42 protein-coding genes are annotated in these 25,789 nt (G+C 45.0%); 40 read left to right on the top strand and 2 right to left on the bottom strand.

Annotated features, from left to right (window positions below; translation table 11 throughout):
- Positions 1–4: 4 nt before the first annotated feature.
- The 37 genes from rplC (at position 5) to ACUTVW_RS25580 (ending at position 21,607) form a co-directional block, all read left to right on the top strand.
- Positions 5–628 carry a 50S ribosomal protein L3 gene (rplC, locus tag ACUTVW_RS25760; protein WP_090924677.1) on the top strand — a complete coding sequence of 208 codons (624 nt, stop codon included), beginning with the start codon at positions 5–7 and terminating at the stop codon, positions 626–628.
- Positions 629–653: 25 nt separating this feature from the next.
- Positions 654–1,277, top strand: coding sequence for a 50S ribosomal protein L4 (rplD, locus tag ACUTVW_RS25755; protein WP_090924676.1), 624 nt, complete (start codon positions 654–656; stop codon positions 1,275–1,277).
- Positions 1,277–1,567: a 50S ribosomal protein L23 gene (rplW, locus tag ACUTVW_RS25750; protein WP_090924675.1), complete on the top strand. Its 291-nt coding sequence runs from the start codon at positions 1,277–1,279 to the stop codon at positions 1,565–1,567. Before rplD ends, rplW begins: the two co-directional genes overlap by 1 nt.
- Before the next feature lie 31 nt (positions 1,568–1,598).
- The gene (gene rplB / locus ACUTVW_RS25745; protein WP_445648353.1) at positions 1,599–2,429 is read left to right on the top strand and encodes a 50S ribosomal protein L2; all 831 of its coding nucleotides are present in this window, start codon (positions 1,599–1,601) and stop codon (positions 2,427–2,429) included.
- A 71-nt stretch (positions 2,430–2,500) separates the two neighbouring features.
- A complete protein-coding gene (gene rpsS, locus ACUTVW_RS25740) occupies positions 2,501–2,779 on the top strand; it encodes a 30S ribosomal protein S19 (RefSeq protein WP_056697694.1) in 279 nt (92 codons plus the stop codon).
- Positions 2,780–2,814: 35 nt separating this feature from the next.
- Positions 2,815–3,147 carry a 50S ribosomal protein L22 gene (rplV, locus tag ACUTVW_RS25735; RefSeq protein ID WP_090924674.1) on the top strand — a complete coding sequence of 111 codons (333 nt, stop codon included), beginning with the start codon at positions 2,815–2,817 and terminating at the stop codon, positions 3,145–3,147.
- 15 nt (positions 3,148–3,162) lie between these two features.
- Entirely contained in the window at positions 3,163–3,828 is a 666-nt protein-coding gene (gene rpsC, locus ACUTVW_RS25730; protein WP_090924673.1) for a 30S ribosomal protein S3, read from the top strand.
- Between the two features lie 2 nt (positions 3,829–3,830).
- Positions 3,831–4,265 carry a 50S ribosomal protein L16 gene (gene rplP / locus ACUTVW_RS25725; RefSeq protein ID WP_076292170.1) on the top strand — a complete coding sequence of 145 codons (435 nt, stop codon included), beginning with the start codon at positions 3,831–3,833 and terminating at the stop codon, positions 4,263–4,265.
- On the top strand, positions 4,255–4,452 hold the full coding sequence (gene rpmC, locus ACUTVW_RS25720; RefSeq protein ID WP_017692083.1) for a 50S ribosomal protein L29: 198 nt from the start codon (positions 4,255–4,257) through the stop codon (positions 4,450–4,452). The genes rplP and rpmC overlap by 11 nt, the downstream gene beginning before the upstream one ends.
- A gap of 48 nt (positions 4,453–4,500) precedes the next feature.
- Entirely contained in the window at positions 4,501–4,767 is a 267-nt protein-coding gene (gene rpsQ / locus ACUTVW_RS25715; protein ID WP_056697701.1) for a 30S ribosomal protein S17, read from the top strand.
- A 36-nt stretch (positions 4,768–4,803) separates the two neighbouring features.
- A complete protein-coding gene (gene rplN, locus ACUTVW_RS25710; RefSeq protein WP_024633579.1) occupies positions 4,804–5,172 on the top strand; it encodes a 50S ribosomal protein L14 in 369 nt (122 codons plus the stop codon).
- Between the two features lie 41 nt (positions 5,173–5,213).
- Positions 5,214–5,567: a 50S ribosomal protein L24 gene (gene rplX, locus ACUTVW_RS25705; RefSeq protein WP_090924672.1), complete on the top strand. Its 354-nt coding sequence runs from the start codon at positions 5,214–5,216 to the stop codon at positions 5,565–5,567.
- Between the two features lie 32 nt (positions 5,568–5,599).
- A complete protein-coding gene (rplE, locus tag ACUTVW_RS25700; protein WP_090924671.1) occupies positions 5,600–6,142 on the top strand; it encodes a 50S ribosomal protein L5 in 543 nt (180 codons plus the stop codon).
- Positions 6,143–6,216: 74 nt separating this feature from the next.
- Complete coding sequence (locus ACUTVW_RS25695) at positions 6,217–6,402, top strand: type Z 30S ribosomal protein S14 (RefSeq protein ID WP_013312154.1); 186 nt, start codon at positions 6,217–6,219, stop codon at positions 6,400–6,402.
- Positions 6,403–6,434: 32 nt separating this feature from the next.
- Positions 6,435–6,833, top strand: a complete 399-nt coding sequence (gene rpsH / locus ACUTVW_RS25690) for a 30S ribosomal protein S8 (protein ID WP_123067254.1) — start codon at positions 6,435–6,437, stop codon at positions 6,831–6,833.
- Positions 6,834–6,863: 30 nt separating this feature from the next.
- Entirely contained in the window at positions 6,864–7,406 is a 543-nt protein-coding gene (gene rplF, locus ACUTVW_RS25685; RefSeq protein ID WP_017692089.1) for a 50S ribosomal protein L6, read from the top strand.
- A gap of 117 nt (positions 7,407–7,523) precedes the next feature.
- On the top strand, positions 7,524–7,892 hold the full coding sequence (rplR, locus tag ACUTVW_RS25680) for a 50S ribosomal protein L18 (protein ID WP_017692090.1): 369 nt from the start codon (positions 7,524–7,526) through the stop codon (positions 7,890–7,892).
- 27 nt (positions 7,893–7,919) lie between these two features.
- Positions 7,920–8,417, top strand: a complete 498-nt coding sequence (gene rpsE / locus ACUTVW_RS25675; protein ID WP_024633574.1) for a 30S ribosomal protein S5 — start codon at positions 7,920–7,922, stop codon at positions 8,415–8,417.
- A 12-nt stretch (positions 8,418–8,429) separates the two neighbouring features.
- Positions 8,430–8,615, top strand: a complete 186-nt coding sequence (gene rpmD, locus ACUTVW_RS25670; protein WP_017692092.1) for a 50S ribosomal protein L30 — start codon at positions 8,430–8,432, stop codon at positions 8,613–8,615.
- A gap of 43 nt (positions 8,616–8,658) precedes the next feature.
- On the top strand, positions 8,659–9,099 hold the full coding sequence (gene rplO, locus ACUTVW_RS25665; protein ID WP_434749266.1) for a 50S ribosomal protein L15: 441 nt from the start codon (positions 8,659–8,661) through the stop codon (positions 9,097–9,099).
- Positions 9,099–10,397, top strand: a complete 1,299-nt coding sequence (gene secY, locus ACUTVW_RS25660) for a preprotein translocase subunit SecY (protein WP_434749267.1) — start codon at positions 9,099–9,101, stop codon at positions 10,395–10,397. The genes rplO and secY overlap by 1 nt, the downstream gene beginning before the upstream one ends.
- Before the next feature lie 90 nt (positions 10,398–10,487).
- Positions 10,488–11,132 (top strand): adenylate kinase, encoded by a 645-nt coding sequence (locus ACUTVW_RS25655; RefSeq protein ID WP_434749268.1) that lies wholly within the window; start codon positions 10,488–10,490, stop codon positions 11,130–11,132.
- 3 nt (positions 11,133–11,135) lie between these two features.
- Positions 11,136–11,888, top strand: a complete 753-nt coding sequence (map, locus tag ACUTVW_RS25650) for a type I methionyl aminopeptidase (RefSeq protein ID WP_445648352.1) — start codon at positions 11,136–11,138, stop codon at positions 11,886–11,888.
- Between the two features lie 10 nt (positions 11,889–11,898).
- On the top strand, positions 11,899–12,207 hold the full coding sequence (locus tag ACUTVW_RS25645) for a hypothetical protein (protein ID WP_445648351.1): 309 nt from the start codon (positions 11,899–11,901) through the stop codon (positions 12,205–12,207).
- 3 nt (positions 12,208–12,210) lie between these two features.
- Positions 12,211–12,426, top strand: coding sequence for a translation initiation factor IF-1 (gene infA, locus ACUTVW_RS25640; protein ID WP_017692098.1), 216 nt, complete (start codon positions 12,211–12,213; stop codon positions 12,424–12,426).
- 152 nt (positions 12,427–12,578) lie between these two features.
- The gene (gene rpmJ / locus ACUTVW_RS25635; protein WP_003333770.1) at positions 12,579–12,692 is read left to right on the top strand and encodes a 50S ribosomal protein L36; all 114 of its coding nucleotides are present in this window, start codon (positions 12,579–12,581) and stop codon (positions 12,690–12,692) included.
- A 20-nt stretch (positions 12,693–12,712) separates the two neighbouring features.
- Positions 12,713–13,081 (top strand): 30S ribosomal protein S13, encoded by a 369-nt coding sequence (rpsM, locus tag ACUTVW_RS25630; RefSeq protein WP_056697730.1) that lies wholly within the window; start codon positions 12,713–12,715, stop codon positions 13,079–13,081.
- 19 nt (positions 13,082–13,100) lie between these two features.
- Positions 13,101–13,496 (top strand): 30S ribosomal protein S11, encoded by a 396-nt coding sequence (gene rpsK, locus ACUTVW_RS25625; protein WP_068537278.1) that lies wholly within the window; start codon positions 13,101–13,103, stop codon positions 13,494–13,496.
- Positions 13,497–13,632: 136 nt separating this feature from the next.
- Complete coding sequence (locus ACUTVW_RS25620; protein ID WP_017692101.1) at positions 13,633–14,577, top strand: DNA-directed RNA polymerase subunit alpha; 945 nt, start codon at positions 13,633–13,635, stop codon at positions 14,575–14,577.
- Positions 14,578–14,611: 34 nt separating this feature from the next.
- Entirely contained in the window at positions 14,612–14,977 is a 366-nt protein-coding gene (gene rplQ, locus ACUTVW_RS25615; RefSeq protein ID WP_017692102.1) for a 50S ribosomal protein L17, read from the top strand.
- 162 nt (positions 14,978–15,139) lie between these two features.
- The gene (gene truA, locus ACUTVW_RS25610) at positions 15,140–15,913 is read left to right on the top strand and encodes a tRNA pseudouridine(38-40) synthase TruA (protein ID WP_445648350.1); all 774 of its coding nucleotides are present in this window, start codon (positions 15,140–15,142) and stop codon (positions 15,911–15,913) included.
- Positions 15,914–16,118: 205 nt separating this feature from the next.
- On the top strand, positions 16,119–16,556 hold the full coding sequence (rplM, locus tag ACUTVW_RS25605) for a 50S ribosomal protein L13 (RefSeq protein WP_434749272.1): 438 nt from the start codon (positions 16,119–16,121) through the stop codon (positions 16,554–16,556).
- A gap of 19 nt (positions 16,557–16,575) precedes the next feature.
- A complete protein-coding gene (gene rpsI, locus ACUTVW_RS25600; RefSeq protein ID WP_090924661.1) occupies positions 16,576–16,968 on the top strand; it encodes a 30S ribosomal protein S9 in 393 nt (130 codons plus the stop codon).
- Positions 16,969–17,634: 666 nt separating this feature from the next.
- Entirely contained in the window at positions 17,635–18,327 is a 693-nt protein-coding gene (locus tag ACUTVW_RS25595; protein WP_445648349.1) for a phosphoadenylyl-sulfate reductase, read from the top strand.
- Between the two features lie 99 nt (positions 18,328–18,426).
- Positions 18,427–19,596, top strand: coding sequence for a sulfate adenylyltransferase (gene sat / locus ACUTVW_RS25590; protein WP_445648348.1), 1,170 nt, complete (start codon positions 18,427–18,429; stop codon positions 19,594–19,596).
- A gap of 73 nt (positions 19,597–19,669) precedes the next feature.
- A complete protein-coding gene (gene cwlD, locus ACUTVW_RS25585; protein ID WP_445648347.1) occupies positions 19,670–20,425 on the top strand; it encodes an N-acetylmuramoyl-L-alanine amidase CwlD in 756 nt (251 codons plus the stop codon).
- Positions 20,426–20,503: 78 nt separating this feature from the next.
- Positions 20,504–21,607: a P-loop NTPase gene (locus ACUTVW_RS25580; protein ID WP_445648346.1), complete on the top strand. Its 1,104-nt coding sequence runs from the start codon at positions 20,504–20,506 to the stop codon at positions 21,605–21,607.
- Positions 21,608–21,751: 144 nt separating this feature from the next.
- On the opposite strand, the gene gerD is transcribed toward ACUTVW_RS25580, so the two are convergent.
- Entirely contained in the window at positions 21,752–22,513 is a 762-nt protein-coding gene (gene gerD / locus ACUTVW_RS25575; RefSeq protein ID WP_445648345.1) for a spore germination lipoprotein GerD, read from the bottom strand.
- A gap of 125 nt (positions 22,514–22,638) precedes the next feature.
- Between gerD and ACUTVW_RS25570 the strand changes: the two genes are divergently transcribed.
- Entirely contained in the window at positions 22,639–23,253 is a 615-nt protein-coding gene (locus tag ACUTVW_RS25570) for a KinB-signaling pathway activation protein (RefSeq protein WP_445648344.1), read from the top strand.
- A gap of 183 nt (positions 23,254–23,436) precedes the next feature.
- Here the strand turns inward: ACUTVW_RS25570 and pdaB are convergent, their stop codons facing one another.
- Entirely contained in the window at positions 23,437–24,213 is a 777-nt protein-coding gene (pdaB, locus tag ACUTVW_RS25565; protein WP_445648343.1) for a polysaccharide deacetylase family sporulation protein PdaB, read from the bottom strand.
- A 122-nt stretch (positions 24,214–24,335) separates the two neighbouring features.
- On the opposite strand from pdaB, the gene ACUTVW_RS25560 reads away from it, so the two are divergent.
- Complete coding sequence (locus ACUTVW_RS25560; protein WP_445648342.1) at positions 24,336–24,953, top strand: stage II sporulation protein M; 618 nt, start codon at positions 24,336–24,338, stop codon at positions 24,951–24,953.
- Positions 24,954–25,127: 174 nt separating this feature from the next.
- The gene (locus ACUTVW_RS25555; RefSeq protein ID WP_434749281.1) at positions 25,128–25,358 is read left to right on the top strand and encodes a hypothetical protein; all 231 of its coding nucleotides are present in this window, start codon (positions 25,128–25,130) and stop codon (positions 25,356–25,358) included.
- Positions 25,359–25,789 lie beyond the last annotated feature (431 nt).

Here is a 25,789-nt window from a genome sequence, read left to right as displayed (position 1 = left end):
CAACATGAAAGGTATCTTAGGAAAAAAACTTGGAATGACTCAAGTGTTTACCGCTGAAGGTAACGTAGTTCCAGTAACGGTTATCGAAGCAGGTCCTTGTGTTGTTTTACAAAAGAAAGATATTGAAAACGATGGCTACGAAGCAGTTCAAATCGGTTTTGCCGATAAGAAAGAGAAAAATGCTAACAAGCCAGAAGCAGGACACGCTAAAAAAGCGAATACTGCACCTAAGCGCTACGTTCGTGAGCTTCGCGGCATTAACATTGCGGAATATGAAGTTGGCCAAGAATTGAAAGCTGACATTTTCGCTGAAGGCGAGTTCGTTGACGTAACAGGTATTTCTAAAGGTAAAGGTTTTGCCGGCGTTATCAAACGTTGGGGACAAAGCACTGGACCTATGTCTCACGGTTCCCGTTATCACCGTGGCCCAGGTTCGATGGGATCGATCCAAGCGAACCGCGTTCCTAAAGGCAAACGCCTGCCAGGACATATGGGACATGATACTGTTACAATTCAACGTCTTGAAGTTGTTAAGGTAGACGCTGAGCGTAATGTAATCCTCGTAAAAGGTTCTATACCTGGACCGAAGAACAGCCTTGTAAGAGTTAAAGAAACGGTGAAAAAATAACCACTGAAGAAAGGAGGAACACAAAATGCCAAAAGTATCAGTTTACAATGTAGATGGTAGCCAAGTAGGTGAAGTTGAACTGAATGATGCGGTATTCGGTATTGAGCCGAATCAACACGTTCTGTACGATGCAGTTCTTATGCAACGCGCTTCCCTTCGTCAAGGTACCCACAAAGTAAAAGGACGTTCTGAAGTACGTGGCGGTGGACGTAAACCTTGGAAACAAAAAGGTACAGGTCGCGCTCGTCAAGGTTCGATTCGTTCTCCACAATGGAAAGGCGGCGGTATCGTATTTGGTCCGACACCACGGAGCTATGCGTACAAACTGCCTAAGAAAGTTCGCCGTCTGGCGATCAAGTCTGCCCTTTCATCCAAAGTGCAAGACAATGACATTATCGTTTTGGATGCTCTCGCGTTGAGCTCACCAAAAACAAAGGAATTTGCAGCTATTTTGAATAACCTCAAAGTAGGCCGCAAAGCTTTGATTGTAGCTCCTAGCTATGATGATAATGTAGCTCTTTCTGCACGGAATATTCCGGGTGTGAAATTCGTAGCTGCTGATGGTATTAATGTTCTTGACGTGCTTTCGCACGACAAACTGATCATTACGAAAGAAGCAGTTCAGAAGGTAGAGGAGGTGCTCGCGTAATGAAAGATCCTCGTGATATTGTAAAACGTCCGATTATTACGGAACGTACTGCTGACATGATGAACGACTTGAAATACGTATTTGAAGTCGATATCCGTGCAAACAAAACCGAGATCAAAAAAGCGGTAGAAGCTATTTTCGGCGTGAAAGTGAAAAACGTGAACACACTTCGTGTTCCAGCTAAACCGAAACGGTACGGACGTTATTCCGGATATACAAGCGAATGGAAAAAAGCGTTTGTAACGCTGACACAAGATAGCAAATCGCTTGAGTTCTTTGAAACTGTATAATTGAAATCTTTGAAGTAAGGAGGGAAAACTAGTGCCAATCAAAAAGTATAAACCAACATCCCCGGCAAGACGGAATATGTCCGTTTCTACATTTGAGGAAATCACCACAGATAAGCCGGAGAAATCGTTGTTGGCCCCGTTGAGCAAACAAGCAGGCCGCAACAACCAAGGTAAAATTACAGTTCGTCACCACGGTGGTGGACACAAACGTAAATACCGTATCATCGACTTCAAACGTACTAAAGATGGAATACCGGGCCGCGTTGCTACAATCGAGTATGACCCGAACCGTACTTCCAACATCGCATTGATTCACTACGCTGATGGTGAGAAACGTTACATCATCGCTCCTAAAGGTCTGAAAGTTGGAGATCAAGTATTCTCTGGTCCTGACTCAGATATCAAAATTGGTAACGCACTGCCGCTTGAGAACATTCCAGTAGGTACCGTTATCCACAACATTGAGTTGAAACCAGGTAAAGGCGGACAATTGGTTCGTGCTGCTGGTACGGAAGCTCAGTTGCTTGGTAAAGAAGAAAAATACGTATCTGTTCGTCTCTCTTCCGGAGAAGTTCGTCGTATTCTGAAAGTTTGCCGCGCAACAATCGGATCTGTTGGTAACCAAGACCACGAGCTTATCAAAATCGGTAAAGCCGGTCGTAGCCGTTGGTTGGGTCAACGTCCTGAAGTTCGTGGTGTAGTAATGAACCCTAACGATCACCCTCACGGTGGTGGTGAAGGTCGTGCTCCAATCGGACGTAAATCGCCAATGTCACCATGGGGTAAACCTACTCTTGGTTACAAAACGCGTAAGAAAAATAAAGCTTCTGATAAATACATCATCCGTCGCCGCACGAAGTAATACACATTGTGCATAACTTCGTGAGGCATCTACGGATGCATAAAAGCTATGTTTGAAGGGAGGATCTCCACATGAGTCGCAGTTTGAAAAAAGGGCCATTCATTGATGGCTACATGCTCAAGAAGGTAGAAGAGATGGAAGCATCAGGCAAGAAGAACGTTATCAAAACCTGGTCCCGTCGCTCTACAATTTTCCCACAATTCATCGGACACACATTTGGCGTTTACGACGGTCGTAAACACGTGCCAGTGTATGTAACTGAGGACATGGTCGGACACAAACTGGGTGAGTTCGCTCCAACCCGTACGTACAAAGGCCATACTGATGATGATAAGAAAACAAGAAGATAAATGAACATCTCTAATGTTTGAGAGGAGGTTACACAATGGAAGCAAAAGCACATGCTAAGTTTATCCGGATTGCTCCTCGTAAAGTTCAACTCGTTGTTGACTTGATTCGCGGCAAGCAAGTAGGTGAGGCGGTTGCCATTCTCCGCCACACTCCGAAATCCGCTTCTCCAGTTGTTGAGAAGTTGCTTAACTCCGCTATTGCGAATGCGGAACATAACTATTCTTTAGATGTTAATAACTTGGTGATCTCGCAAGCTTACGTAAACCAAGGACCGACTATGAAACGTTTCCGCCCTCGTGCAATGGGACGCGCAAGTCGTATTAACAAACGTACTAGCCACATTACTTTGGTGGTATCTGAGAAGTAGAAGGAGGGAAAACGTGTGGGCCAAAAGGTAAATCCAGTCGGACTTCGTGTCGGAGTTATCCGTGACTGGGAATCTAAGTGGTATGCAGGCAAAGACTTCGGTGATCTTTTGATGGAAGACGTGAAAATTCGTGAATTCCTGAAAAATAAATTGAAAGACTCCGCTATGTCTCGTGTTGAGATCGAGAGAGCGGCTAACCGCGTAAACGTAACGATTCACACAGCGAAACCAGGTATGGTAATCGGTAAAGGTGGATCTGAAGTTGAAAATCTTCGTAACCAAATTACGAAAATTGCTGGCGGTAAAAAAGTACACATCAACATTTCTGAAATTAAGAACCAAGACCTGGACGCGATCCTGGTAGCAGAAAGCATTGCACAACAATTGGAACGTCGTGTTTCTTTCCGTCGTGCTCTGAAACAAGCTATTCAAAGAACTATGCGTTCCGGTGCTAAAGGTATTAAAACTCAAGTAGGCGGACGTCTTGGCGGAGCTGAGATTGCACGTTCTGAAGGCTACAGCGAAGGAACTGTTCCACTGCACACACTGCGTGCTGACATTGACTATGGTACTGCAGAGGCTCATACTACTTACGGACGTATCGGCGTAAAAGTATGGATCTATCGTGGAGAGGTTCTTCCTACGGCTAAGAAACAAGCTGCTAAGGAAGGAGGCAACTAATCATGTTGGTACCAAAACGTGTAAAACACCGTAAGCAACAACGTGGACATATGAAAGGCCAAGCAAAAGGCGGAACTACGCTGAACTTTGGCGAATATGGTCTGCAAGCTACGGAACCGGCTTGGATTACGAACCGTCAGATCGAAGCGGCTCGTATTGCGATGACTCGTTACATCAAACGTGGTGGTAAAGTCTGGATCAAAATTTTCCCTGACAAACCAATCACTCAAAAGCCTCTAGAGGTTCGGATGGGTAGCGGTAAAGGTAACGTAGAAAAATGGGTTGCAGTAGTGAAACCTGGTAAGATCATGTTTGAACTTGCTGGTGTACCGGAGGATATTGCTCGCGAAGCGATGCGTCTTGCCGCTCACAAACTGCCAATCAAAACGAAGTTCGTGAAACGTGAAGAATTGGGTGGTGAAGCAAATGAAAGCTAGTGAATTTCGCAACCTAACCTCTGCTGAAATCGAGCAAAAGATTGCCGGATTTAAAGAAGAACTCTTTAATCTCCGCTTTCAACTCGCTACCGGTCAGCTGGATAACCCGACTCGAATCCGTGATGTGCGGAAAGAAATAGCTCGTGCTAAAACCATCATCCGTGAAAGAGAACTGGGAATCGGTTAATTAGAGGTCGGATATACATTCCGTCTGTAATCAGGAAGGAGGCCAACAATGAGCGAAGAACGTAATGCACGCAAAGTTCAGACTGGTAAAGTTGTCAGTGATAAAATGGACAAAACGATTGTTGTTGCTGTAGAAACCTACAAAAACCACAAATTGTATCATAAACGCATTAAGGTTACTAAAAAGTTCAAAGCGCATGACGAAGAAAACACTGCGAAAATCGGTGACACGGTGAAAATCATGGAGACTCGTCCGCTTTCGAAAGATAAACGCTGGAGACTTACTGAAGTCGTTGAAAAAGCGGTTATCATCTAATTGCATGATCAGCATAGCTGGAAGGAGGAATACTAAATGATTCAACCATTTACACGTTTGACTGTAGCCGACAACTCCGGTGCGAAGGAACTGATGTGTATCCGCGTACTCGGCGGTACGGGACGTCGTACAGCTCAAATCGGTGATCTGATCGTTTGTTCTGTAAAACAAGCAACACCAGGCGGCGTTGTCAAAAAAGGTGATGTAGTTAGAGCGGTTGTCGTTCGTACGAAGCGTTCTGTACGTCGTAAAGACGGTTCCTACATCGGTTTTGATGAAAATGCAGCTGTTGTTGTAAAAGACGACAGAAGCCCTCGTGGAACACGTATTTTCGGACCTGTTGCTCGTGAACTTCGCGAGAAAGACTTCATGAAAATCGTTTCCTTGGCCCCAGAGGTTATCTAATAGATTAAGCTCGTGATGTTTAGAAACAGGAGGTGTACGAAATGCCAAGAGTGAAAAAAGTTCTGGAATCCCATAACAACAAACTTCACGTTAAAAAGGAAGATACGGTTATGGTGATCAGCGGTAAAGACAAAGGTAAAAAAGGCCGTGTCATCGCTGCTTATCCTCGTGAAAACCGCGTCCTTGTGGAAGGTGTTAACATGGTGAAAAAACACCAGAAGCCTAACCAGCAAAACCCGCAAGGCGGCATTATCGAGAAGGAAGCTCCGATTCACGTTTCCAACGTGATGCACATCGATCCAAAGAGCGGAAAAGTAACCCGTATCGGTTACAAAGTGTTGGATAACGGTAAGAAAGTGCGCGTTGCAAAACGTTCCGGAGAAATTATCGACTAATTGAACCGAATGAGAAAGGAGGGCTATGATTCATGGCATCAAGAATGAAAGAACGTTACCTGCAAGAAATCGCTCCTGCTTTGATGCAGAAGTTCAACTATACAACGGTAATGCAAGTGCCGAAAATCGAGAAAATCGTTATCAACATGGGTGTGGGCGACGCTGTCCAAAACTCTAAAGTGTTGGATTCCGCAGTAAACGATTTGCAACTGATCGCAGGTCAAAAACCTGTAATCACCCGTGCGAAAAAATCTATCGCAGGTTTCAAACTGCGTGAGAACATGCCTATCGGTGTGAAAGTAACATTGCGCGGCGAGCGTATGTACTACTTCCTCGATAAATTGTTCAACGTAACACTTCCACGTGTACGTGACTTCCGCGGTGTATCGAGCAAAGCGTTCGATGGTCGTGGTAACTACACTCTGGGTCTGAAAGAGCAATTGATCTTCCCAGAGATCGAGTATGATAAAGTAGACAAAGTCCGCGGTATGGATATTGTCATCGTAACAACGGCGAAAACAGACGAAGAGTCCCGTGAATTGCTTACGCAAATGGGAATGCCTTTCGTTAAATAATGTTGGCATAAACGTTCCGGGTGTCTGGAAAGACTCCCTTTTCTCCGAAATTATTTAGGAGGTGTCAGGCTAAAGTGGCAAAAACTTCGATGAAAGTTAAACAACAACGTACACCAAAGTTTAAAGTACGTGCTTATACACGCTGCGAGCGTTGCGGTCGTCCACATTCGGTGCTGCAAAAGTTCAAAATTTGCAGAATTTGCTTCCGTGAATTAGCTTATAAAGGCCAGATCCCTGGCGTGAAAAAAGCAAGCTGGTAAAAAGTCCTGAACGGGAAGGAGGTTAACTCACAATGACTATGTCTGATCCAATTGCAGATATGCTTACTCGTATTCGTAACGCGAACACTGTTCGTCACGAAACGGTAGAAATGCCTGCTTCGACAATGAAAAAACAAATCGCCGATATCCTGAAGCGCGAAGGTTTCATCCGTGACGCTGAATTTATCGAAGATAACAAACAAGGGATTATCCGTGTTTTCTTGAAATACGGTCAAAATAACGAGCGCGTTATCACTGGTCTGAAAAGAATCAGTAAACCAGGTCTTCGTGTTTACACGAAAAGCAATGAAGTACCTCGCGTACTTGGCGGCCTTGGAATCGCGATTATCTCGACATCCAAAGGTGTTATGACGGACAAAGAAGCTCGTCAATCGAAATCCGGCGGAGAAGTCGTCTGCTACGTTTGGTAATATAACGTCACAAGATAGGAGGTGCAACATATGTCTCGTATTGGTCGCAAACCAATTACAGTACCAAGTGGTGTAGACATCACTTTGGACAATACCGTTATCACGGTAAAAGGACCTAAAGGAACTTTGACTCGTGAACTTCACAAAGACATGAAGGTAACAGTTGAAAACAACGAAATTACAGTTGTGCGTCCTTCCGATAACAAAACTCACCGTTCTTTGCACGGCACAACGCGTAGCGTTGTCAACAACATGGTGAGCGGCGTAACTGAAGGATTCGCTAAATCTCTGGAGTTGGTTGGGGTCGGATATCGTGCAAGCAAATCCGGAGATAAAATTGTTCTGAACGTTGGATACTCTCACCCGGTTGAAATTACACCGGAAGCGGGAATCGAATTCGAAGTACCTTCGAATACGAAAATCATCGTTCGCGGTATCGATAAAGAGCGCGTAGGTGCTTACGCTGCTAAAATTCGTTCCGTTCGTGAACCTGAGCCGTACAAAGGTAAAGGTATTAAATATGAAGGCGAGCGTATCATCCGTAAGGAAGGTAAAGCCGGTAAGAAGAAATAAGATTTCTCTTACCGCCTTTGCGCGGCTTTCGGCTTGCTTGCTTCGTGTGTTTCTAATATACCCCGTGGCTTCTGCTTTGAAGCCAGCGAGGTAACCTGAAAGGAGTGAATCCCTGAGATGATTACGAAACCAGATAAAAATAAGGCTCGTCTGAAAAGACACCTTCGCGTTCGTAAAAAAATCCAAGGAACGGCTGCACGTCCTCGTTTGAACGTTTTCCGTTCTGGTAAACATATGTACGCTCAAATCATCGATGATGTAGCTGGTGTAACAATCGCTTCCGCGTCTACTGTAGACAAAGAATTGAGCACTGACATCAAAAACGGTGCATCTGTTGAATCTGCTCGTAAAGTTGGCGAACTCGTTGCTAAACGTGCAAAAGACAAAGGTGTTTCCAATATCGTATTTGACCGTAGCGGATATCTGTACCATGGTCGTATCGCAGCTTTGGCTGAAGCGGCTCGTGAAGCAGGACTTGAGTTTTAAGATATTTTTCAAAAGGAGGTTAACGACTTGCGTGTAGATCCGAATACTTTGGAACTGTCTGAAAGAGTAGTAAACATTAATCGCGTAGCTAAAGTAGTAAAAGGCGGACGCCGTTTCAGCTTTAGCGCACTGGTTGTAGTCGGCGACGGCAACGGCTGGGTTGGAGCGGGTATCGGTAAAGCTGGCGAAGTACCTGATGCAATTCGCAAAGGTATTGAAGATGCTAAGAAAAACCTTGTACACGTTCCACTCGTAGGAACATCGATTCCTCACTTGGTAACAGGTAAGTTCGGCGCCGGACGCGTTCTGTTGAAACCAGCATCTGAAGGTACTGGTGTTATCGCTGGTGGTCCTGTACGTGCGGTTCTCGAACTTGCTGGTGTAGGTGACATTTTGACAAAATCTCTGGGTTCTTCGAATTCCATGAACATGGTCAATGCGACTTTGGAAGGTTTGTCCCGTTTGAAGCGTGCTGAAGACGTGGCTAAACTGCGCGGAAAATCCGTCGAAGAGCTTCTGGGTTAGGAGGGAATTCTCATGGCTAAATTAGAAATTACCCTCGTCCGTAGCTTGATCGGACGTCCGGAGACGCAAAGAACAACTGTGAAAACATTGGGCTTGCGCAAAATCAACAGCAAAGTGGTTCAAAACGATAATCCTGCCATCCGTGGTATGATTAACAAAGTAAGTCACTTGGTAGCTGTAAAAGAAGTAGAAGCATAAGAACGGGTTAATCCCACAAATCTTTAAGGAGGTGCAACGAACGATGAAGTTACATGAGCTTTCTCCATCACCTGGATCCCGTAAAGAGCGTAAGCGTCTTGGTCGCGGTCCAAGTAGTGGTACTGGTAAAACATCAGGTCGCGGTCACAAAGGACAAAACGCTCGTTCTGGCGGTGGTGTACGTCCAGGCTTCGAAGGTGGACAAAATCCATTGTATCGTCGATTGCCAAAACGCGGTTTCGTAAACCCAACTCGCAAAGAATATGCAGTTGTGAATATTGAAGACCTGAATAGTTTGGCAGCTGGTACTGAAGTAACTCCAGAATTCTTGATGACGAACGGCGTAGTTAAAAACGCTAAATCCGGAATCAAGATCCTGGGTAACGGTGAAGTTACTGTGAAGCTGACTGTTAAAGCTAATAAGTTTTCTCAATCTGCGGTAGAGAAAATTGAAGCTGCCGGCGGTACAACCGAGGTGATTTAATGTTCAAGACCCTAAAGAATATCTGGCGGGTTGAGGATCTGCGCAAAAGGGTATTATTTACCCTTTTTGTACTGATCATATACCGCATCGGCTCCTTTGTCCCCGTTCCGGGCGTTAACAAAGATGTGTTCGAAGCGACAAATTCTGCGGGTAAAGAAGTTTTTGGACTTCTGAATACATTCTCGGGTGGAGCACTGTTTCAGTTCTCGATATTTGCACTCGGGATTGTACCTTACATCACTGCGTCTATCATAGTACAGTTGCTTTCCATGGACGTTATTCCAAAATTAGCGGAATGGGCAAAGCAAGGTGAACAAGGTAAGAAAAAATCTGCACAATTGACTCGTTACTTAACAATTGGGTTGGCATTGATTCAAGCGTTTGGTACGTCGATCGGATTCAATCGCTTGTACAATACTGACATGATTCCTAACGCTACATTTGCAGATTATATCTTGATTGCGATTGTGCTTACGGCTGGTACTTCATTCCTCATGTGGCTTGGTGAGCAGATCACCGAGAAGGGCATAGGAAACGGGATTTCGATCTTGATCTTTGCGGGTATCCTATCTACGGTGCCTAATATCATCAAGCAGACGATCGAATCTGATTTCATTCAACCTGATCAGTTGTTTATGAACATCCTTAAAGGTGTGATCATCGCGATCGTGATCGTTTTGATTATCATTGGAGTCATTTACATTCAGCAGGCGATTCGGAAAATTCCGGTACAGTATGCAAAACGTGTCGTAGGTAACAAAATGTACGGTGGACAGAATACACATATCCCGCTGAAAATTAATGCAGCTGGTGTTATCCCTGTTATCTTCGCATCATCGCTATTGATGTTCCCAACGATTATCGCTAACTTCTGGGCTAATCAAGGTTGGGCACAGTGGATTGGTCAGAACTTGACTACACACAAACCACTTGGTATGGTGCTGTATGTTGTGATGATCTTTGGATTCACATTCTTCTATACTTTTGTACAGATGAATCCACAGCAGATGGCTGATAATATGAAAAAGAACGGCGGTTATATCCCAGGTATTCGCCCGGGTAAAGCAACCGAGAAATATCTGACCCGTGTCATGACTCGTTTGACAATGGCCGGAGCCATATTCTTGGCAGTCATTTCCGTTCTGCCTGTATTCTTAGGGGCACTTTCTGGTTTGCCTCAATCAGCGCAAATTGGAGGAACTTCCCTCCTGATCGTTATCGGTGTTGCGCTGGATACGATGAAGCAAATCGAAAGCCAATTGATCAAACGCCACTACAAAGGTTTTATCAATAAATAGGCGATAGGTTCCGGTTGAGTAAAGATTTACTTGCCGGCACCTATTGTGCTGTTTGTTGATGTAGGGTAGTCTTGGAGGGAGTGACATAACGTGAACATCCTATTCATGGGCCCTCCGGGGGCAGGAAAAGGTACGCAAGCAGACGTCATTGTGAAAGAGTTCGGTATTCCCCATATTTCAACGGGCGATGCATTTCGTCTCGCGATTAAACAGGGAACTCCCATTGGCTTGAAAGCCAAGGAATATATGGATCAAGGATTACTTGTACCAGATGATGTAACCATCGGCATCGTTGAAGAACGATTGCAACAGTCGGACTGCAGAGAAGGATTTCTTTTGGATGGTTTTCCAAGAACCCTGTCTCAGGCAGAGGCGCTGGATGGCATCCTGGAGCGACTGAACTCAGGTCTTGATCATGTGATCAACCTGAAAGTGGATCGCAACAAATTGCTCGCTCGTTTAACGGGTCGTCGCATTTGTAAAAATTGCGGTTCTACGTATCATGTCGTATTTAATCCACCGAAGCAGGAAGGTACTTGTGATAAATGCGGCGGCGAGTTGTACCAACGCTCTGATGATAACGAAGAGAGTGTAGGCACTCGTTTGGACGAATATATCAACAAAACAGCACCACTCCTCACGTTCTACGAAACTAAGGGTCTTCTTCGTCAAATGGACGGAGAACAGGATATCGATCAAGTTTCTCAAGAAATCGTGTCCTTGTTGAGAGGTTAATTGATGATCATTGGTAAGTCCGAAACGGAACTGGGTTTGATGAGGGAAGCAGGGAGAATTGTTGCAGAAACGCATCGTCTCTTGGCAGAGCATATCGCTCCCGGTATTACGACTGGTGAACTTGACCATATGGCTGATCAATATATCCGCAGTCAAGGAGCTGTGCCGTCTTTCAAAGGTTATAACGGTTTCCCTGCCAGTGTGTGCGCTTCAGTGAATGAAGAGTTGGTACATGGATTTCCCGGCAAACGCAAGTTGAACGAGGGCGATATCGTTACGTTTGACATTGGCGCGCAGTACCAGGGGTATCATGGAGATTCTGCCTGGACTTATCCAGTTGGCCGTATTTCCGAAGAAGCCCGTCGTCTTCTGGACGTTACCGAGGCTTCGTTATACGCAGGTCTGGCGCTGGTAAAACCAGATGTTCGCTTGTTTACAATATCTCATGCAATTCAGAAATATATCGAAGATGAGGGGTTCTCCGTCGTTCGTGAATATGTCGGTCACGGCATTGGAGCGGATCTACACGAGGAACCATCGATTCCGAACTATGGTCTTCCTGATCGTGGACCAAGGTTGAAGGCAGGCATGGTGCTTGCTATTGAACCGATGGTTAACGCGGGCAGACGGTATGTGAAAACGTTGGAAGATAACTGGACTGTCGTTACCGCTGATGGATCGTTATGTGCCCACTTTGAACACACCGTAGCAGTTACACCTGATGGTATGGAAATTTTCACGAAACTGAATGCGTAGGTGATTAGGCATGAACAATCCGTCGAATCCTCAGCTCGGTCAACTTGTGAAGATCCGTAAAGGCCGCAATGCGGACCAAGCCGCAGTAATTGTTTCTATAGTGGACAATAGGTTCGTATATATTGCGGATGGAGACAAACGAAAGTTTGACCAACCCAAGAAGAAGAATATTCTTCATCTTGAACTTCACCCCATGATTAGCAGTGAGGTAGTAAACAGTTTAAACGAGAGTGGTCGGGTGACAAATGGAAAGCTCCGCTATGCGGTTCATTCCTTTCTGGAGTCCACCAACATTCAAGCTGAAGAGAAAGGAGACTGACTAATGGCCAAGGAAGATGTCATTGAAGTGGAAGGCACGGTTCTTGAACCGCTGCCGAATGCAACGTTCAAGGTTGAGCTTGAGAATGGTCATCAAATTCTCGCTCACGTTTCCGGAAAATTGCGGATGCACTTTATCCGTATCCTGACTGGAGACAAAGTAGTTGTTCAGTTATCGCCTTATGATCTAACAAAAGGTCGTATAACTTACCGTAAATAGTAGTAGACAGTTGCAGTGAACTGTGAAGCTTATGAAGCGGGTTTTGCCCGGCAAAACTTGCGAAAGCTTCGAAGCCGGTTTTACAATAGTAGAACAAGGTCAATGCTTACGAAGAGGGTTTTGCTAAGCAAAACTTTGAGGAGGTAATTCACATGAAGGTAAGACCTTCGGTCAAGCCGATTTGCGAAAAATGCAAAGTCATTCGCCGCAAAGGGAATGTAATGGTTATCTGTGAAAATCCAAAACACAAACAAAAACAAGGTTAATGAAGGGGGTGTAGCGTAAAATGGCACGTATAGCTGGTGTGGATTTGCCACGTGATAAGCGCGTTGAGATCGCCTTGACTTATATTTTCGGAATCGGTAAAACGACTTCCCAGAAAATTCTGAGCTCTACAGGCATCAATCAGAACACTCGTGTTCGTGATTTGACGGAAGATGAAGTCAGCAAATTGCGTGAAAGTATCGACAAAGAGGTCAAAGTTGAAGGTGACCTGCGTCGTGAAATCTCTTTGAATATTAAACGTTTGACGGAGATCGGTTGTTACCGTGGAGTTCGTCATCGTCGTGGTCTGCCTGTTCGTGGACAACGTACGAAAACGAATGCTCGTACTCGTAAAGGTCCTCGTCGTACTGTAGCGAACAAGAAGAAATAATAAGGGGGGATAAGAGAAAATGGCTAAACCGAAAAAAGTCGTACGTACTAAACGTCGTGACCGTAAAAATATTGAATCTGGCGTGGCACATATCCGTTCCACTTTCAATAACACTATCGTTACTATTACGGATCCTCACGGAAACGCGATTTCGTGGGCAAGCTCCGGCGGCCTCGGATTCAGAGGTTCCCGTAAATCGACTCCGTTTGCTGCACAAATGGCTGCTGAGACTGCTGCCAAAGCTGCAATGGAACATGGGATGAAATCCGTTGAGGTTATGGTTAAAGGACCAGGCGCAGGCCGTGAAGCAGCGATCCGCTCTTTGCAAGCTGCTGGTCTTGAAGTTAACCTGATCAAAGACGTAACTCCAGTCCCGCATAACGGATGCCGTCCTCCAAAACGTCGTCGTGTCTAATGAGATTTGCCCCTGCGTGTGGTATACTTCCGGCACAATCTGCTAATAATGGTTGTTTAGGCATACTACTACATGTTTTCGCAAGAGAAGGTAAATGTTTCATAGAGGACCGACGTTTTGAAGGAGGGGTATTGCAGTGATAGAAATCGAAAAGCCGAAAATTGAGACGGTAGACGTCAATGATGATGGCACCTATGGGAAATTCGTAGTAGAACCGCTGGAGCGCGGATATGGTACGACGCTTGGAAACTCGCTTCGCCGAATCTTGCTCTCATCACTGCCGGGTGCGGCAGTGTCTTCGGTTCAAATCGATGGCGTTCTGCATGAATTTGCTACAGTTCCTGGCGTAATGGAAGACGTTACAGAGGTTATCCTTAACCTGAAAGCTTTGTCGCTCAAAATTCACTCTGACGAGGAGAAAGTGCTCGAGATTGATGCTGAAGGCGAAGGAGCAATCACGGCTGGAGACATTCGTGCTGATTCCGATGTGGAAATCCTTAATCCGGATCTTCACATTGCTACGCTCGGACCAGGTTCGAGACTTCACATGCGTATTTTTGCCAATCGCGGTCGCGGCTACGTCCAGGCAGATCGGAATAAACGCGATGACCAGCCGATCGGCGTCATCCCTGTCGATTCCATCTTCACCCCGATCAGCCGCGTAAACTACGCTGTGGAAAATACGCGTGTAGGCCAAGTAACCAACTATGACAAGCTCACGTTGGAAGTTTGGACTGACGGAAGTATTCGTCCTGAAGAGGCTGTAAGCCTTGGCGCTAAAATTTTGACCGAGCATCTGATGCTCTTCGTGGGTCTTACAGACGAAGCGAAGGATGCAGAGATCATGGTTGAAAAAGAAGAAGACAAAAAAGAAAAAGTACTCGAAATGACGATTGAAGAGCTGGATCTCTCTGTTCGTTCTTACAACTGCCTCAAACGTGCTGGTATTAATACCGTACAAGAGCTGACTACGAAAACGGAAGAAGACATGATGAAAGTCCGGAACCTCGGACGCAAGTCTTTGGAAGAAGTTCAAGAGAAGCTTGAGGAACTTGGTTTGGGATTACGTACAGAAGAATAGTCAGCTGAGTGCTTGAAGTGAAGGAGGGAAAACAATGGCATACCAAAAGTTGGGCCGTAATTCCAGTGCACGTAAGGCTTTGTTCCGTGACCTGGTAACCGACCTGTTCTTATACGAGCGTATTCAGACAACTGAAGCGAAAGCAAAAGAGGTTCGCTCTATTGCTGAAAAATTGATCACTAAAGCGAAAAAGGGAGATCTTCATGCCCGTCGCCAAGTGGCAGCTTATGTTCGCCGCGAAACGATCGATGGTGAGCAAGATGCAATCCAAAAACTGTTTAGCGAATTGTCCGGTCGTTACGCTGAGCGTCCAGGTGGATACACACGTATCCTGAAACTGGGACCTCGTCGTGGTGACGCAGCGCCTATGGTTTACTTGGAACTAGTAGACCGCGCGTAATACAGATGTGAGATGAGGAAAGGGGACAGAGTCTAAGTGATTCTGGTTCAACCCTTTTTTTCTCTTCATTTCGGAATTCGTGCTGTAAATGAAGCTCCGTAAGGGGCTTCTTTTGCTGTTCGGGATAGGCTTATGTATAGTATGGAACAAAGGTGTGGTAATATGCGCAACTTATGTATGACGGTAACTTATGATGGAACGGCCTACTACGGCTTTCAAATACAGCCAGGAGGCAATACCATACAGGATCACCTTGAGGATGCTATTCGTGCATTGACTGGTGAAACTGTTAAAATCACGGGTTCAGGCCGAACGGATGCAGGCGTTCATGCTCGCAGACAAATCTTCAATTTTCCTATAGCGTCTCAGATTCCGGTGGAACGTTGGTGTATCGCACTCAACTCCAGATTGCCATCCGACATTGTTGTTATTGATGCTATTGAAGTACCGCTAGATTTTCATTCTCGTTATGCAGCGAAAAAGAAGACCTATCGATACACGGTCAATGCTAACCAATTTCCGGATGTCTTTAACAGGAGACTGCAGCATCATCATCATGCCAAGCTGGACATCCCTGCTATGGAGGAAGGCCTGCGTCATTTCATAGGCACATATGACTTTACGTCCTTTGCTTCACGCAAGTCTCAGAAAGAGAATCATGTACGCTCGGTATACGAAGCATGGATAGAAGTGGACCGTTCAATGTGCAGGGATCATCCGCGCGATCAGGGTGTCATTCACATTTATGTGAGCGGTAACGGCTTTTTGCAGCATATGGTGCGGATCATTGTCGGGACACTGCTGGAGATCGGAGAGGGCAAACGGAAAGCCTCTGATGTGCCGAATATGATTGCTGCATGCAACCGTTCTGCTGCTGGACCTACAGCAGTTAGCTGCGGTTTAATGCTCTGGGATCTTGAATACAAAAAAGATTAAAATAGTAAGCGATTATACTTAAATAATACTTGCGATTTGATCGTCTATCATGTAATATAAAAGTTGTGTTTTCTTAATGGCTTTCCCACAGCCCCAATTAAGATGTTCACATTGCAACAACTATCCATCAACACCTAAAGTTATCACTTAACGAACGAAGATAAATGAAAAATGATGATTTTGAACATTTAAGGAGGAAATTTTCATGCGTACTACGTACATGGCGAAGCCTAACGAAGTTGAGCGCCAATGGCACATCATTGATGCTGAAGGCAAAACCCTCGGACGTTTGGCGAGCGAAGCAGCTGCTTTGATCCGCGGCAAACATAAGCCACAATTCACTCCACATGTGGACACTGGCGATTTCGTTGTTATCATCAATGCAGAGAAAATTGTATTGACTGGTAAAAAAATGCAAGGTAAAAAATACTACCGTCACTCGATGCACCCAGGTGGTTTGAAAGTAACTACTGCAGAAGAGATGGTTAAACACAAACCTGAACGTATGTTGGAATTGGCTGTTCGCGGTATGCTTCCTAAAACTCGCATGGGCGAGAAAATGAAGCTGAGACTTAAAGCGTACAGAGGCACTGAGCATCCACACGCAGCACAAAAACCAGAAGTTTACGAACTTCGCGGTTAATTAAAAGGAGGACAGTTTCATGGCACAAGTACAATACTATGGGACAGGTCGTCGTAAACATTCGGTAGCACGTGTTCGCCTTGTACCGGGTGAAGGACGCATTGTCATCAATAAACGTGATATTAATGAATACTTCGGTTTGGAAACACTTAAACTGATCGTAAAACAACCACTGACTTTGACAGAAACGCTCACTAACTATGACGTTTTGGTTATCGCTCATGGTGGCGGAATCTCCGGTCAAGCCGGCGCGATCCGTCATGGTATCTCCCGCGCTCTGCTCAAAGCAGATCCGGAATACCGTGCATCCCTGAAAAAAGCAGGATTCCTGACTCGTGACCCACGTATGAAAGAACGTAAAAAATACGGTCTTAAAGCGGCTCGTCGCGCACCTCAGTTCTCCAAACGTTAAGATTTTTCAAAGTCCTTGGCTCTGGCCAGGGGCTTTTTTTATTATTTAGATGGAAAAGATACGTTGCGCATGCACACATGTAAAATCAAATTCCACATAATCATATCTACCGCCTCTCTCAATCCCTGACTTTTCTCTACATGTCTAACTGCCTTCCTATTGTGCTTCTAAGGTATACTGTTAGCCTTGGCAATAACTCAGAGATCACCTGTTTCTCATGTCTTGTTACTCATGTCCTGCTTATCAGTCTTTCTTATGAATATGATAAAGGCTTCTTACTTTTGATGTTTGAAGGAGTAACAGATATGAGGATTAAATTTTCTCAGTGATCGTGAAGGACTAGTAGAATAAACTGTTTGTTGATTCAAATTAACGATTCAGATTTTGCCATAAGTCCAACAATAGCAACGATTTATGCAACACTAGAACTTAATGACTCAAAAGTTATCCTTATCAGATTTCCGAATGATTTAGTCTGGTTTTTATGTGAAAGCCTAATAAACGCTAAATTCAACTCTATTGTGATGTTTTTTTGAAGAAGGAACTGATGTAATTTACCAGATGGCAGGCATTGACATCCCGAGTGAAAGATTTATACTATACATAATTCATATTAGATTAGTCGGCTTTATGTTCTTTTAGATCATGAATGGGGGAAACTGAACAATGAACTTGTTAGAAAAGGAAGAATTAGCGCGCGCAAAAGCAGAGGAACTGGAGCAAGCAAGCCCGGAAGATATTATTCGTTATGCGATTGAAACATTTCCTAATATCACATTTGCGTGCAGCTTTGGTGCAGAAGATGTTGTGCTTGTAGATATGATGCAAAAAATCAGCCCTTCCACTGATATTTTTTATCTGGATACAGATTTTCATTTCCAGGAAACATATGATACGCGTGATCGGATGCAAGAAAAGTACAATCTTGAATTTGTAAAAGTATCTCCAAAAATCACACCGGAAGAACAAGCTGCACAACATGGGCAAGAATTGTGGAAATCAGACCCTAATGCATGTTGTAACATTCGCAAAGTGGAGCCGCTGACACGTATTCTTTCGCAGTATGATGCATGGATTACGGGTATTCGCAGAGATCAGGCGCCGACGCGTGCAAATTCGAAGAAGGTTGAATATGATACGAAGTTTGGACTGATGAAATTTAATCCAATTGCACACTGGACGAGCGAGGATGTGTGGGACTACATTCGTGCTAACAACGTGACATACAATCCGCTGCATGATCAGAATTACCCGAGTATCGGCTGTGAGCATTGCACACGGCAGGTTATGCCTGGAGAAGATCCACGTGCGGGACGCTGGTCTGGCAATGATAAAACGGAATGTGGACTGCATAAATAAGAGCTTAATGATGGTGTGAACAGTGTTGCCATATAAACAGTAATTGATAAATAATTGGTTTTCATCAAATTGCGGATGCATAAATAAGGAGCTGACAAGATGACTTCGATTCTGCCTCATGGAGGTGCGCTGGTACAGCGTGTCGTACAAGGAGAAGAACGTGAGCAACTATTGCAGGAAAGTAAGACGCTGAACTCGTTGCGAATTAATACCTGGACCATCTCAGATTTGGACTTGATCGGTGTAGGTGCGTTTTCACCGCTTCAGGGATTCATGAATGAGGAAGATTATCTTTCCGTCGTTTCCCGTATGCGTTTGGCTGACGGTACAGTATGGAGCATACCGATTACCCTTGCTGTAGATGATCAACAAGCTGCATCCCTTCGCAAAGGTGAGGTTGTAGCTCTCGTTGGTGATGCAGATGGGGTAACATATGGTCTGCTTGAAGTTCAAAGCATCTATCAGGTGGATCAGGGAGAGGAAGCACGCCGTGTATTTAAGACCGATGATCCTGAACATCCGGGTGTAAAAAAACTGCTGGAGCGTCCTGCTACATATGTAGGAGGTCCAATTCAAGTGTTGAACCGTCCGAAACCTGCCAAGTTCGAAGAGTTCTATTATGATCCGGCAGAGACTCGCAAGATTTTTCAGGAAAAAGGATGGAGAACCGTTGTTGGTTTTCAGACACGTAACCCTGTCCACCGGGCGCATGAGTATATCCAGAAAAGTGCGATGGAGATTGTTGATGCGCTTTTCCTGAATCCGCTTGTGGGTGAAACAAAATCTGATGATGTTCCTGCGAATGTGCGCATGAAGAGTTATCTGGTACTGCTGGAGAACTATTATCCGGCGGATCGTTCATTTCTGGGCGTATTCCCGGCTGCTATGCGGTATGCCGGGCCTCGTGAGGCTATTTTCCATGCGATGGTACGTAAAAATTATGGCTGTACCCACTTTATTGTAGGACGTGATCATGCGGGTGTAGGTGACTACTACGGAACTTATGAAGCACAAGAGATCTTCTCGAATTTTTCCGCTGAGGAACTAGGCATTACACCGCTGTTCTTCGAACATAGCTTCTTCTGCACCAAGTGCGGAAATATGGCTTCCAGCAAAACCTGCCCTCATGACAAGGAGCACCACCTGACCCTGTCCGGAACCAAGGTGCGTGGATTGCTGCGTAATGGTGAATGTCCGCCACCTCAATTCACACGTCCTGAAGTTGCTGAGGTGCTGATTGAGGGTATGGCAGAACAAGTCCATTCCTAAGGTAAGGGTATATTTGTCCATCTTGTCCCATATAGATGATTAGAGTCATTTATAGGGACGAGGTGGTTTTTTTATGCGCAAAAACATGGGGAAACATCTGGTGGTTTGGATCCGCTTGAAGACGGTGAAGAGGGTTATGCTGAGTCTATGCTTGCTGGCCATGTTTGTGTTGGTGGTTTCGTATGAAATGCCCTCTACCAAGACATCAGGATATTGGGGTCTGCCTCTTGCCGGAAAAGTGATCGCCATTGATGCGGGTCATGGAGGTCCAGATGGTGGCGCTGTAAGCAGACAGGGGGTTATCGAAAAAGATATCAACTTGTCTATTGCGCTGTATGTCAGAGACTATTTGCAGCAGGCTGGTGCTCTTGTTGTTATGACTCGTGAAAGCGATAAGGATCTGGCCGAAGAGGGAACGAGAGGGTACTCCAAACGCAAAACAGAGGATCTCAAGCAAAGAGTGCGGCACATCGAAGATAAACAAGCCGATCTATTCATCAGCATTCATATGAACAGTGTGCCTTCCAATCGGTGGAGCGGTGCACAGGTCTTCTACACACCTAACCATCCCGATAATGAAGGACTGGCAAACCTGCTTCAAGCCGAAATCATTCGTAATCTGGAAAATACAGACCGTATAGCAAAAACGGTGAGTACCGTTTATCTGCTGCAGGCTCTTAAAATCCCGTCAGCCCTCGTAGAGGTCGGCTTTTTGTCCCATCCAGAAGAGGCAAGGATGCTCGCTGATGAAGCGTACCAACGAAAAGTAGCTGCATCTATTTACAACGGGATTCTCCGATATTCCGCAGGGGAACATCCGAAAAGTTAGTCAGAAGAAGAAAGGTAGTGCTATAATTGGAACAGCATACCTAACACATGCCAATAGATAAAACCGAGGTGCTGTCTGATGTTATCAAAAGAACAGATACTTGAACTTTTACAGCCATTACAGGAACCGCAGCTGGGACAAAGCTTGACGGAGCTGGGATGGATTCGTGACATTATGGTGAAGGAACATCATGTGGCATTAAGCATGGTGACACTGGAGAATCGGCCAGAAGATGCAACCGCTTTAACGGATGCCGCGCGCAACCTGCTCTCGCAGCAAGGGGTGAAGGATGTACATATCCGCATACGTGCAGCGTCTGAGCATGACCGTGAGAGCCTTAACATGGGACAAGCGGAAGAAGATCAAGATCAGGATGAAGTGCTTGTAAAGGGCCATGCAGCTGGACTGGATGGACATGAACTATTGAGTCCTGAATCGGGAGTTCGTTTTATCGCGGTAGCTAGTGGTAAGGGGGGCGTGGGTAAATCGACTGTTACCGTTAATCTGGCAGTAGCTTTGGCACGTCAAGGGAAGAAAGTAGGCCTCATTGATGCCGATATTTATGGGTTCAGTGTACCTGATATGATGGGAATTGAAGAATTTCCAGTCGTGGAAGACGGTGTCATTCAACCGGTCGAACGTTTTGGCGTCAAAGTAATGTCCATGGGGTTCTTTATACGAGAGAATAACCCGGTGATTTGGCGTGGTCCGATGCTTGGCCGGATGCTGCGTCAATTTTTCACAGACGTACAGTGGGGCGAACTGGATTATATGTTATTGGACTTGCCTCCAGGTACGGGCGATGTCGCGCTTGATGTCCATCAAATGCTGCCGCAGAGCAAAGAGATCATTGTCACGACTCCACATGCGACTGCAGCGTTTGTTGCAGCACGTGCCGGAGCGATGGCCATTCAAACGGAGCATGAGCTACTAGGTGTGGTTGAGAACATGGCTTACTACGAATGTGGCAAATGTGGAGAGAAGGAATATGTATTTGGTCGTGGCGGGGGCGGGCGCCTTGCGGAAAGCCTGCACACGGTGCTCCTGGCTCAGATTCCATTGGGTGCTCCAGACAATCATCCTTCCGAGCCGGATTTCTCACCATCTGTGTACAAGGCAGAAACGACAATCGGAGCTATTTATGACGAAGTTGCCCGGTCGATCGAGTCTAAATTTGAATAAGCGTTGTAATTAATACGAGTATAGGTAAATAGGTAAAAGCCTGCGTCCGGTGCTTAGGATGCAGGCTTTTTGACATCAGCTCAAGTTTGAGGATGGGCGTCCATCATCAATAAATTTTAACGAACTCCTGATGTACGTTTCGTTTTATGAACTTCCACCGCCACCACCAGAGTCTCCGCCTCCAGAATCACCACTGCCACCATCTCCACCGTCCTGACCACCGGATTCCTGCCCCTTTTGCCCGCCACCACTTTCTACTTTGGGCTGAAGCTCTTCTTGTACCACTTTTTTCAGCAAAGTAAGGACTTCCATACGAAATAAAGGATTTTGCATGACTTCTTGCATAACGGTCATCGTCTGTTTGCGGTATTCCGGGGTTTTGGTCATATCCATAAACATCTTGGATACCTCAGGTGATTTCATAATATCCCCGATTGATTTTTGATACGTCGGGTCTTTAATTAGCTGCATGTGCAATTGTTTGCTCTGTGCATTGATCACTTTGGCGAATTCACCGGCAAATTGCGGGTCGGTCATGATCTTCTCGAATTCCTTCTGGTATTCAGGAGCGGTTATGGTGTCTTTTACAGCAATACGTATTTGTTCCGAAGATTGCATAGGCATTAACATTTTCATACCGACTGTTCCCGATCCACCGCCCGAGCTGCCCCCTTCTTCAGAGCCACCACCACCACCTCCTCCACCGCCGCCAGAACTGCTTTGACCCGTTAGAGCTTCTTCAACCGCTTTCTTGCCTTCATCACTTTTCAAAATATCTACGACCATCGTTTTCATCTCTTTATAACTGCCCTGAGGAGGCGAAGAACTCTGATCTGAACCACAGCCGGCAAGCATGGCGGATAGTCCCAATACAATGCAGCATAGCTGCCACATAGGCCGTTTCATGTGTACAATCCCTCCTTGAATAGATACTGGATGTAGTATGTGATGGGAAAGGGGGAAATATGTTGAGCAATGATGGTTTTTTGCTGTGAAGGTTGGTAAAATAAACTCTCGGGGGTGGAAAACATTTGAATTTGCGTAGATGGTTTTTCCTGTTTTGGACAGCCTTGCTTATTGGCGCCGCGGGAGCATTAGGTACAGGATTGATTATGATGTTGGTAAACGGAGAAAAAATGAACGGAATTGCTGATTTTATGCTGTATCTTCTGATTCTGTTTGGCTCCGGAGTGATGATTAGCGTATATTCACAAATGGGTTTCTTTGCATATCTCATATTAAATTATATGGGGAAAGGTGTGTTTCCAAGACGCGGGTGGCAAATGGTTCAGATTGTGCTGACCGTGCTGGCGTTGCTGGACATCATGTTTTTACGTCTGTTTGTTGGAGGAGGCAGGGAGCGCATCTCGGACATTGTGCTGGGATTGATCATTTTGGCGACGGCAATTGTTACCGCTTACGTGAAAATAAAACAGACGCATATCTCCGCGCTCGTACCAACGCTCTTTTTCATGATAGCCGTAACGGCTGTGGAGACGATCGGTGTATTACGCATTGACGTTAATGCGGCCACCATATTTATTGTGATCCCTTTGCTGTTATGTAATGCATACCAGATGTTGATTTTGCACAAACTGGTCGATGTCACAAAAGAAAGATCTGTGGAGCCCGCTCCGAGCCGATGAACGAATACGGACTTGTAAGCGTCGATTAACATCAAAAAGCATCCATATGATGAAAACACCAAAAGAGCTAACCAAGTTAGCTCTTTTCAACTTTTTACGTATCATGGCTCCACTTCGTGGTGCAGGTATCGTTTGAGCAGGGTGTGAACCTAAACTTTCGTTCTTTAGGGTACTCTTGTTTCATTATTGGCCGCTGGCTTGATCACGTACTTCCTTGCCTTTTACACTGGAGTGATTAAGCATCTCGGACACGGTCACGAACTCATATCCCTGATTTTTCAATTTATCGATGATGACTGGCAAAGCTTCATGGGTCTGTTTCGAAGAGTCACTGGCATGCAGCAGGACGATGTCACCGGGATGGGCTTTACTGACGACACGATCGACAATCGTTTGCACCCCGGGATTTTTCCAATCTAGAGAATCGGTGTCCCATTGTACAACTTGATAGTTTAGACTGTTCGCAACCTGAAGCACGCGTTTATCAAAGTCTCCATTAGGCAATCGCAGTAAATTCGGTTCTTTTCCTGTTAAATCGGTTAAAATGCTGTGAGCTGTCGAAATTTCCTTACGGATTTGCTCTTCAGTTAAACTGCTGTAGTTTTCGTGCCGATGTCCATGACTGCCAATCTCATATCCTGCATCTTTGATGGCAGTAACAATCTCGGGGTGCGTTTTGCTCCAGGGTGAAGAGAGGAAGAAGGTGGCCTTCTGCACTTTGTTCTCTTGAAGAACTTTTAGAATCGGCTCGGTGCGTTTATCCCCCCAGCTGATGTCAAAGGTAAGTGCAATGACCTTTTTGTCGGTTGGAACACTGTAGACGGCGGAAGGTGCTTCTTCCGAGAACACAGATACGTTTCCGCTTTCCAGATAAATAATACCAATCGCAAAGATGGCAGCAACGAGCACAATCAGGTTACGTTTGATTTTTTTGCCGCTAAATACATAGAACGAGTTCATTTCGCTAAGCGCCCCTCTCCCAATAAAGAAATGCTTGTTTACTTTCCAATGTATGCTCGTACTGACCAGTTATTCGTTTTACATCGTTGTTTGTCCATCATTTCGATTATCAGGAGGTTGTTATGTTAAAATTCAGTACTTTTATGAGAGACATGGGCAAGATCAGGGGAGCTTTAATCTGGTCATTTCTGTTGTTTGCTGTGGGGATTGGAGCTGGATGGATAAGTACAGGGCCACTGGAACAGTTGTTGTTAAATCAGATTGATGGGCTTCGCCAAATCAGCCAACAGTTGCAGCAGGGAGGGAATGTGCAATGGAATTTCTTTTTGCTCATTTTTTTCAATAATGCTATCAAAAGTGTGCTGGTCATCTATGCAGGTGTTTTCTTTGGCATCTTACCCATCATTTTTCTGCTAATTAACGGCATGGTGCTGGGCTTTGTTGTTCATACCTCGATGAATTATGGAGCCAGCTTTTTCGATATCGTCGTTAAGGGTTTGCTACCTCACGGGATTATCGAGATCCCGGTTATTATTATTGCCTGTGCATTTGGATTAAAGTTCGGTGGTCTGGCGGTACGCAGTCTTGCACAAATGGGAGGCGACAAACGTGGCTTGATTGGATCACGATGGAAAGAGTTTATGAGCATGACATTAACGGCAAGCTTTTGGATCGTCGTCTTACTCCTCGTTGCAGCCATTATTGAGAGCACACTCACATATGCACTTGTGAGAGGTTAAAATTCTTTTTAGTGAAATTTTGTGATACCCTGCATTCATAAATTCCCAATAATTTGACCATAACAATAAAACGGGTTTCAGCAGTGCAGACAAAAAGAGATCTGCTTCATCAGAAACGTTGCTGAAATGCTGCAGTGTGACTATAGAGGCTATGCACAAAAAGGAGAACTATGAATGCTGGGTATGCTATTTAACGAGAAGGAATGCAAAGAGCTGGACTATGTATTGCGCAAAGAATTGGATGAAATGTTGTTCGATCTGAGCGACCATCGTCTTGATCAGGAGATTAAATATGCTATAGCGAGTCGGTACAAGACTGTATTCCGAATGTATGCACGATTTGCCCCGCCCAAAGAGTTATCCAAGTATGCAAGAGGCGGCAAGTTAAAGCACTCCAAGCCGTGATGTTAAGGCTGAAAATATAAATTTGCATGAGGATGAGGAGAGGAGCAGCACTCTCTATAGAGTCTGTGCCTCTGACTCATTGGTGTATTGTTAAAGTGAATAATCAATATTTTGTCGAAATAGGGTTGACCATTTCATGAGTATATGGTAAATTAATTTTCGTTCCATTTTTTAAGGAGCCGATGGATTGAACAAGCATATTTGTTAACATGATTAAAAAAGTTAAAAATAATGCTTGCAAATAGAATTCGGCTATGATACATTATAAAAGTCGCCGCTGAAACGACGACAACCTGAAAAACAACGTTTTATATTGAATGTTTGATCTTTGAAAACTGAACAACGAGTGAGTAATGATCTTGCTTGCAAGATCGACGCTGAAAAATCGGTACATGTCTTCGGACTGTATGGTTTGGAAGCACAAATGAGAT

Source organism: Paenibacillus sp. TSA_86.1 (genome assembly GCF_052691815.1).
The sequence above is the reverse complement of the archived record's forward strand: the minus strand, read 5'-3'. Positions and strand labels throughout refer to the sequence as shown.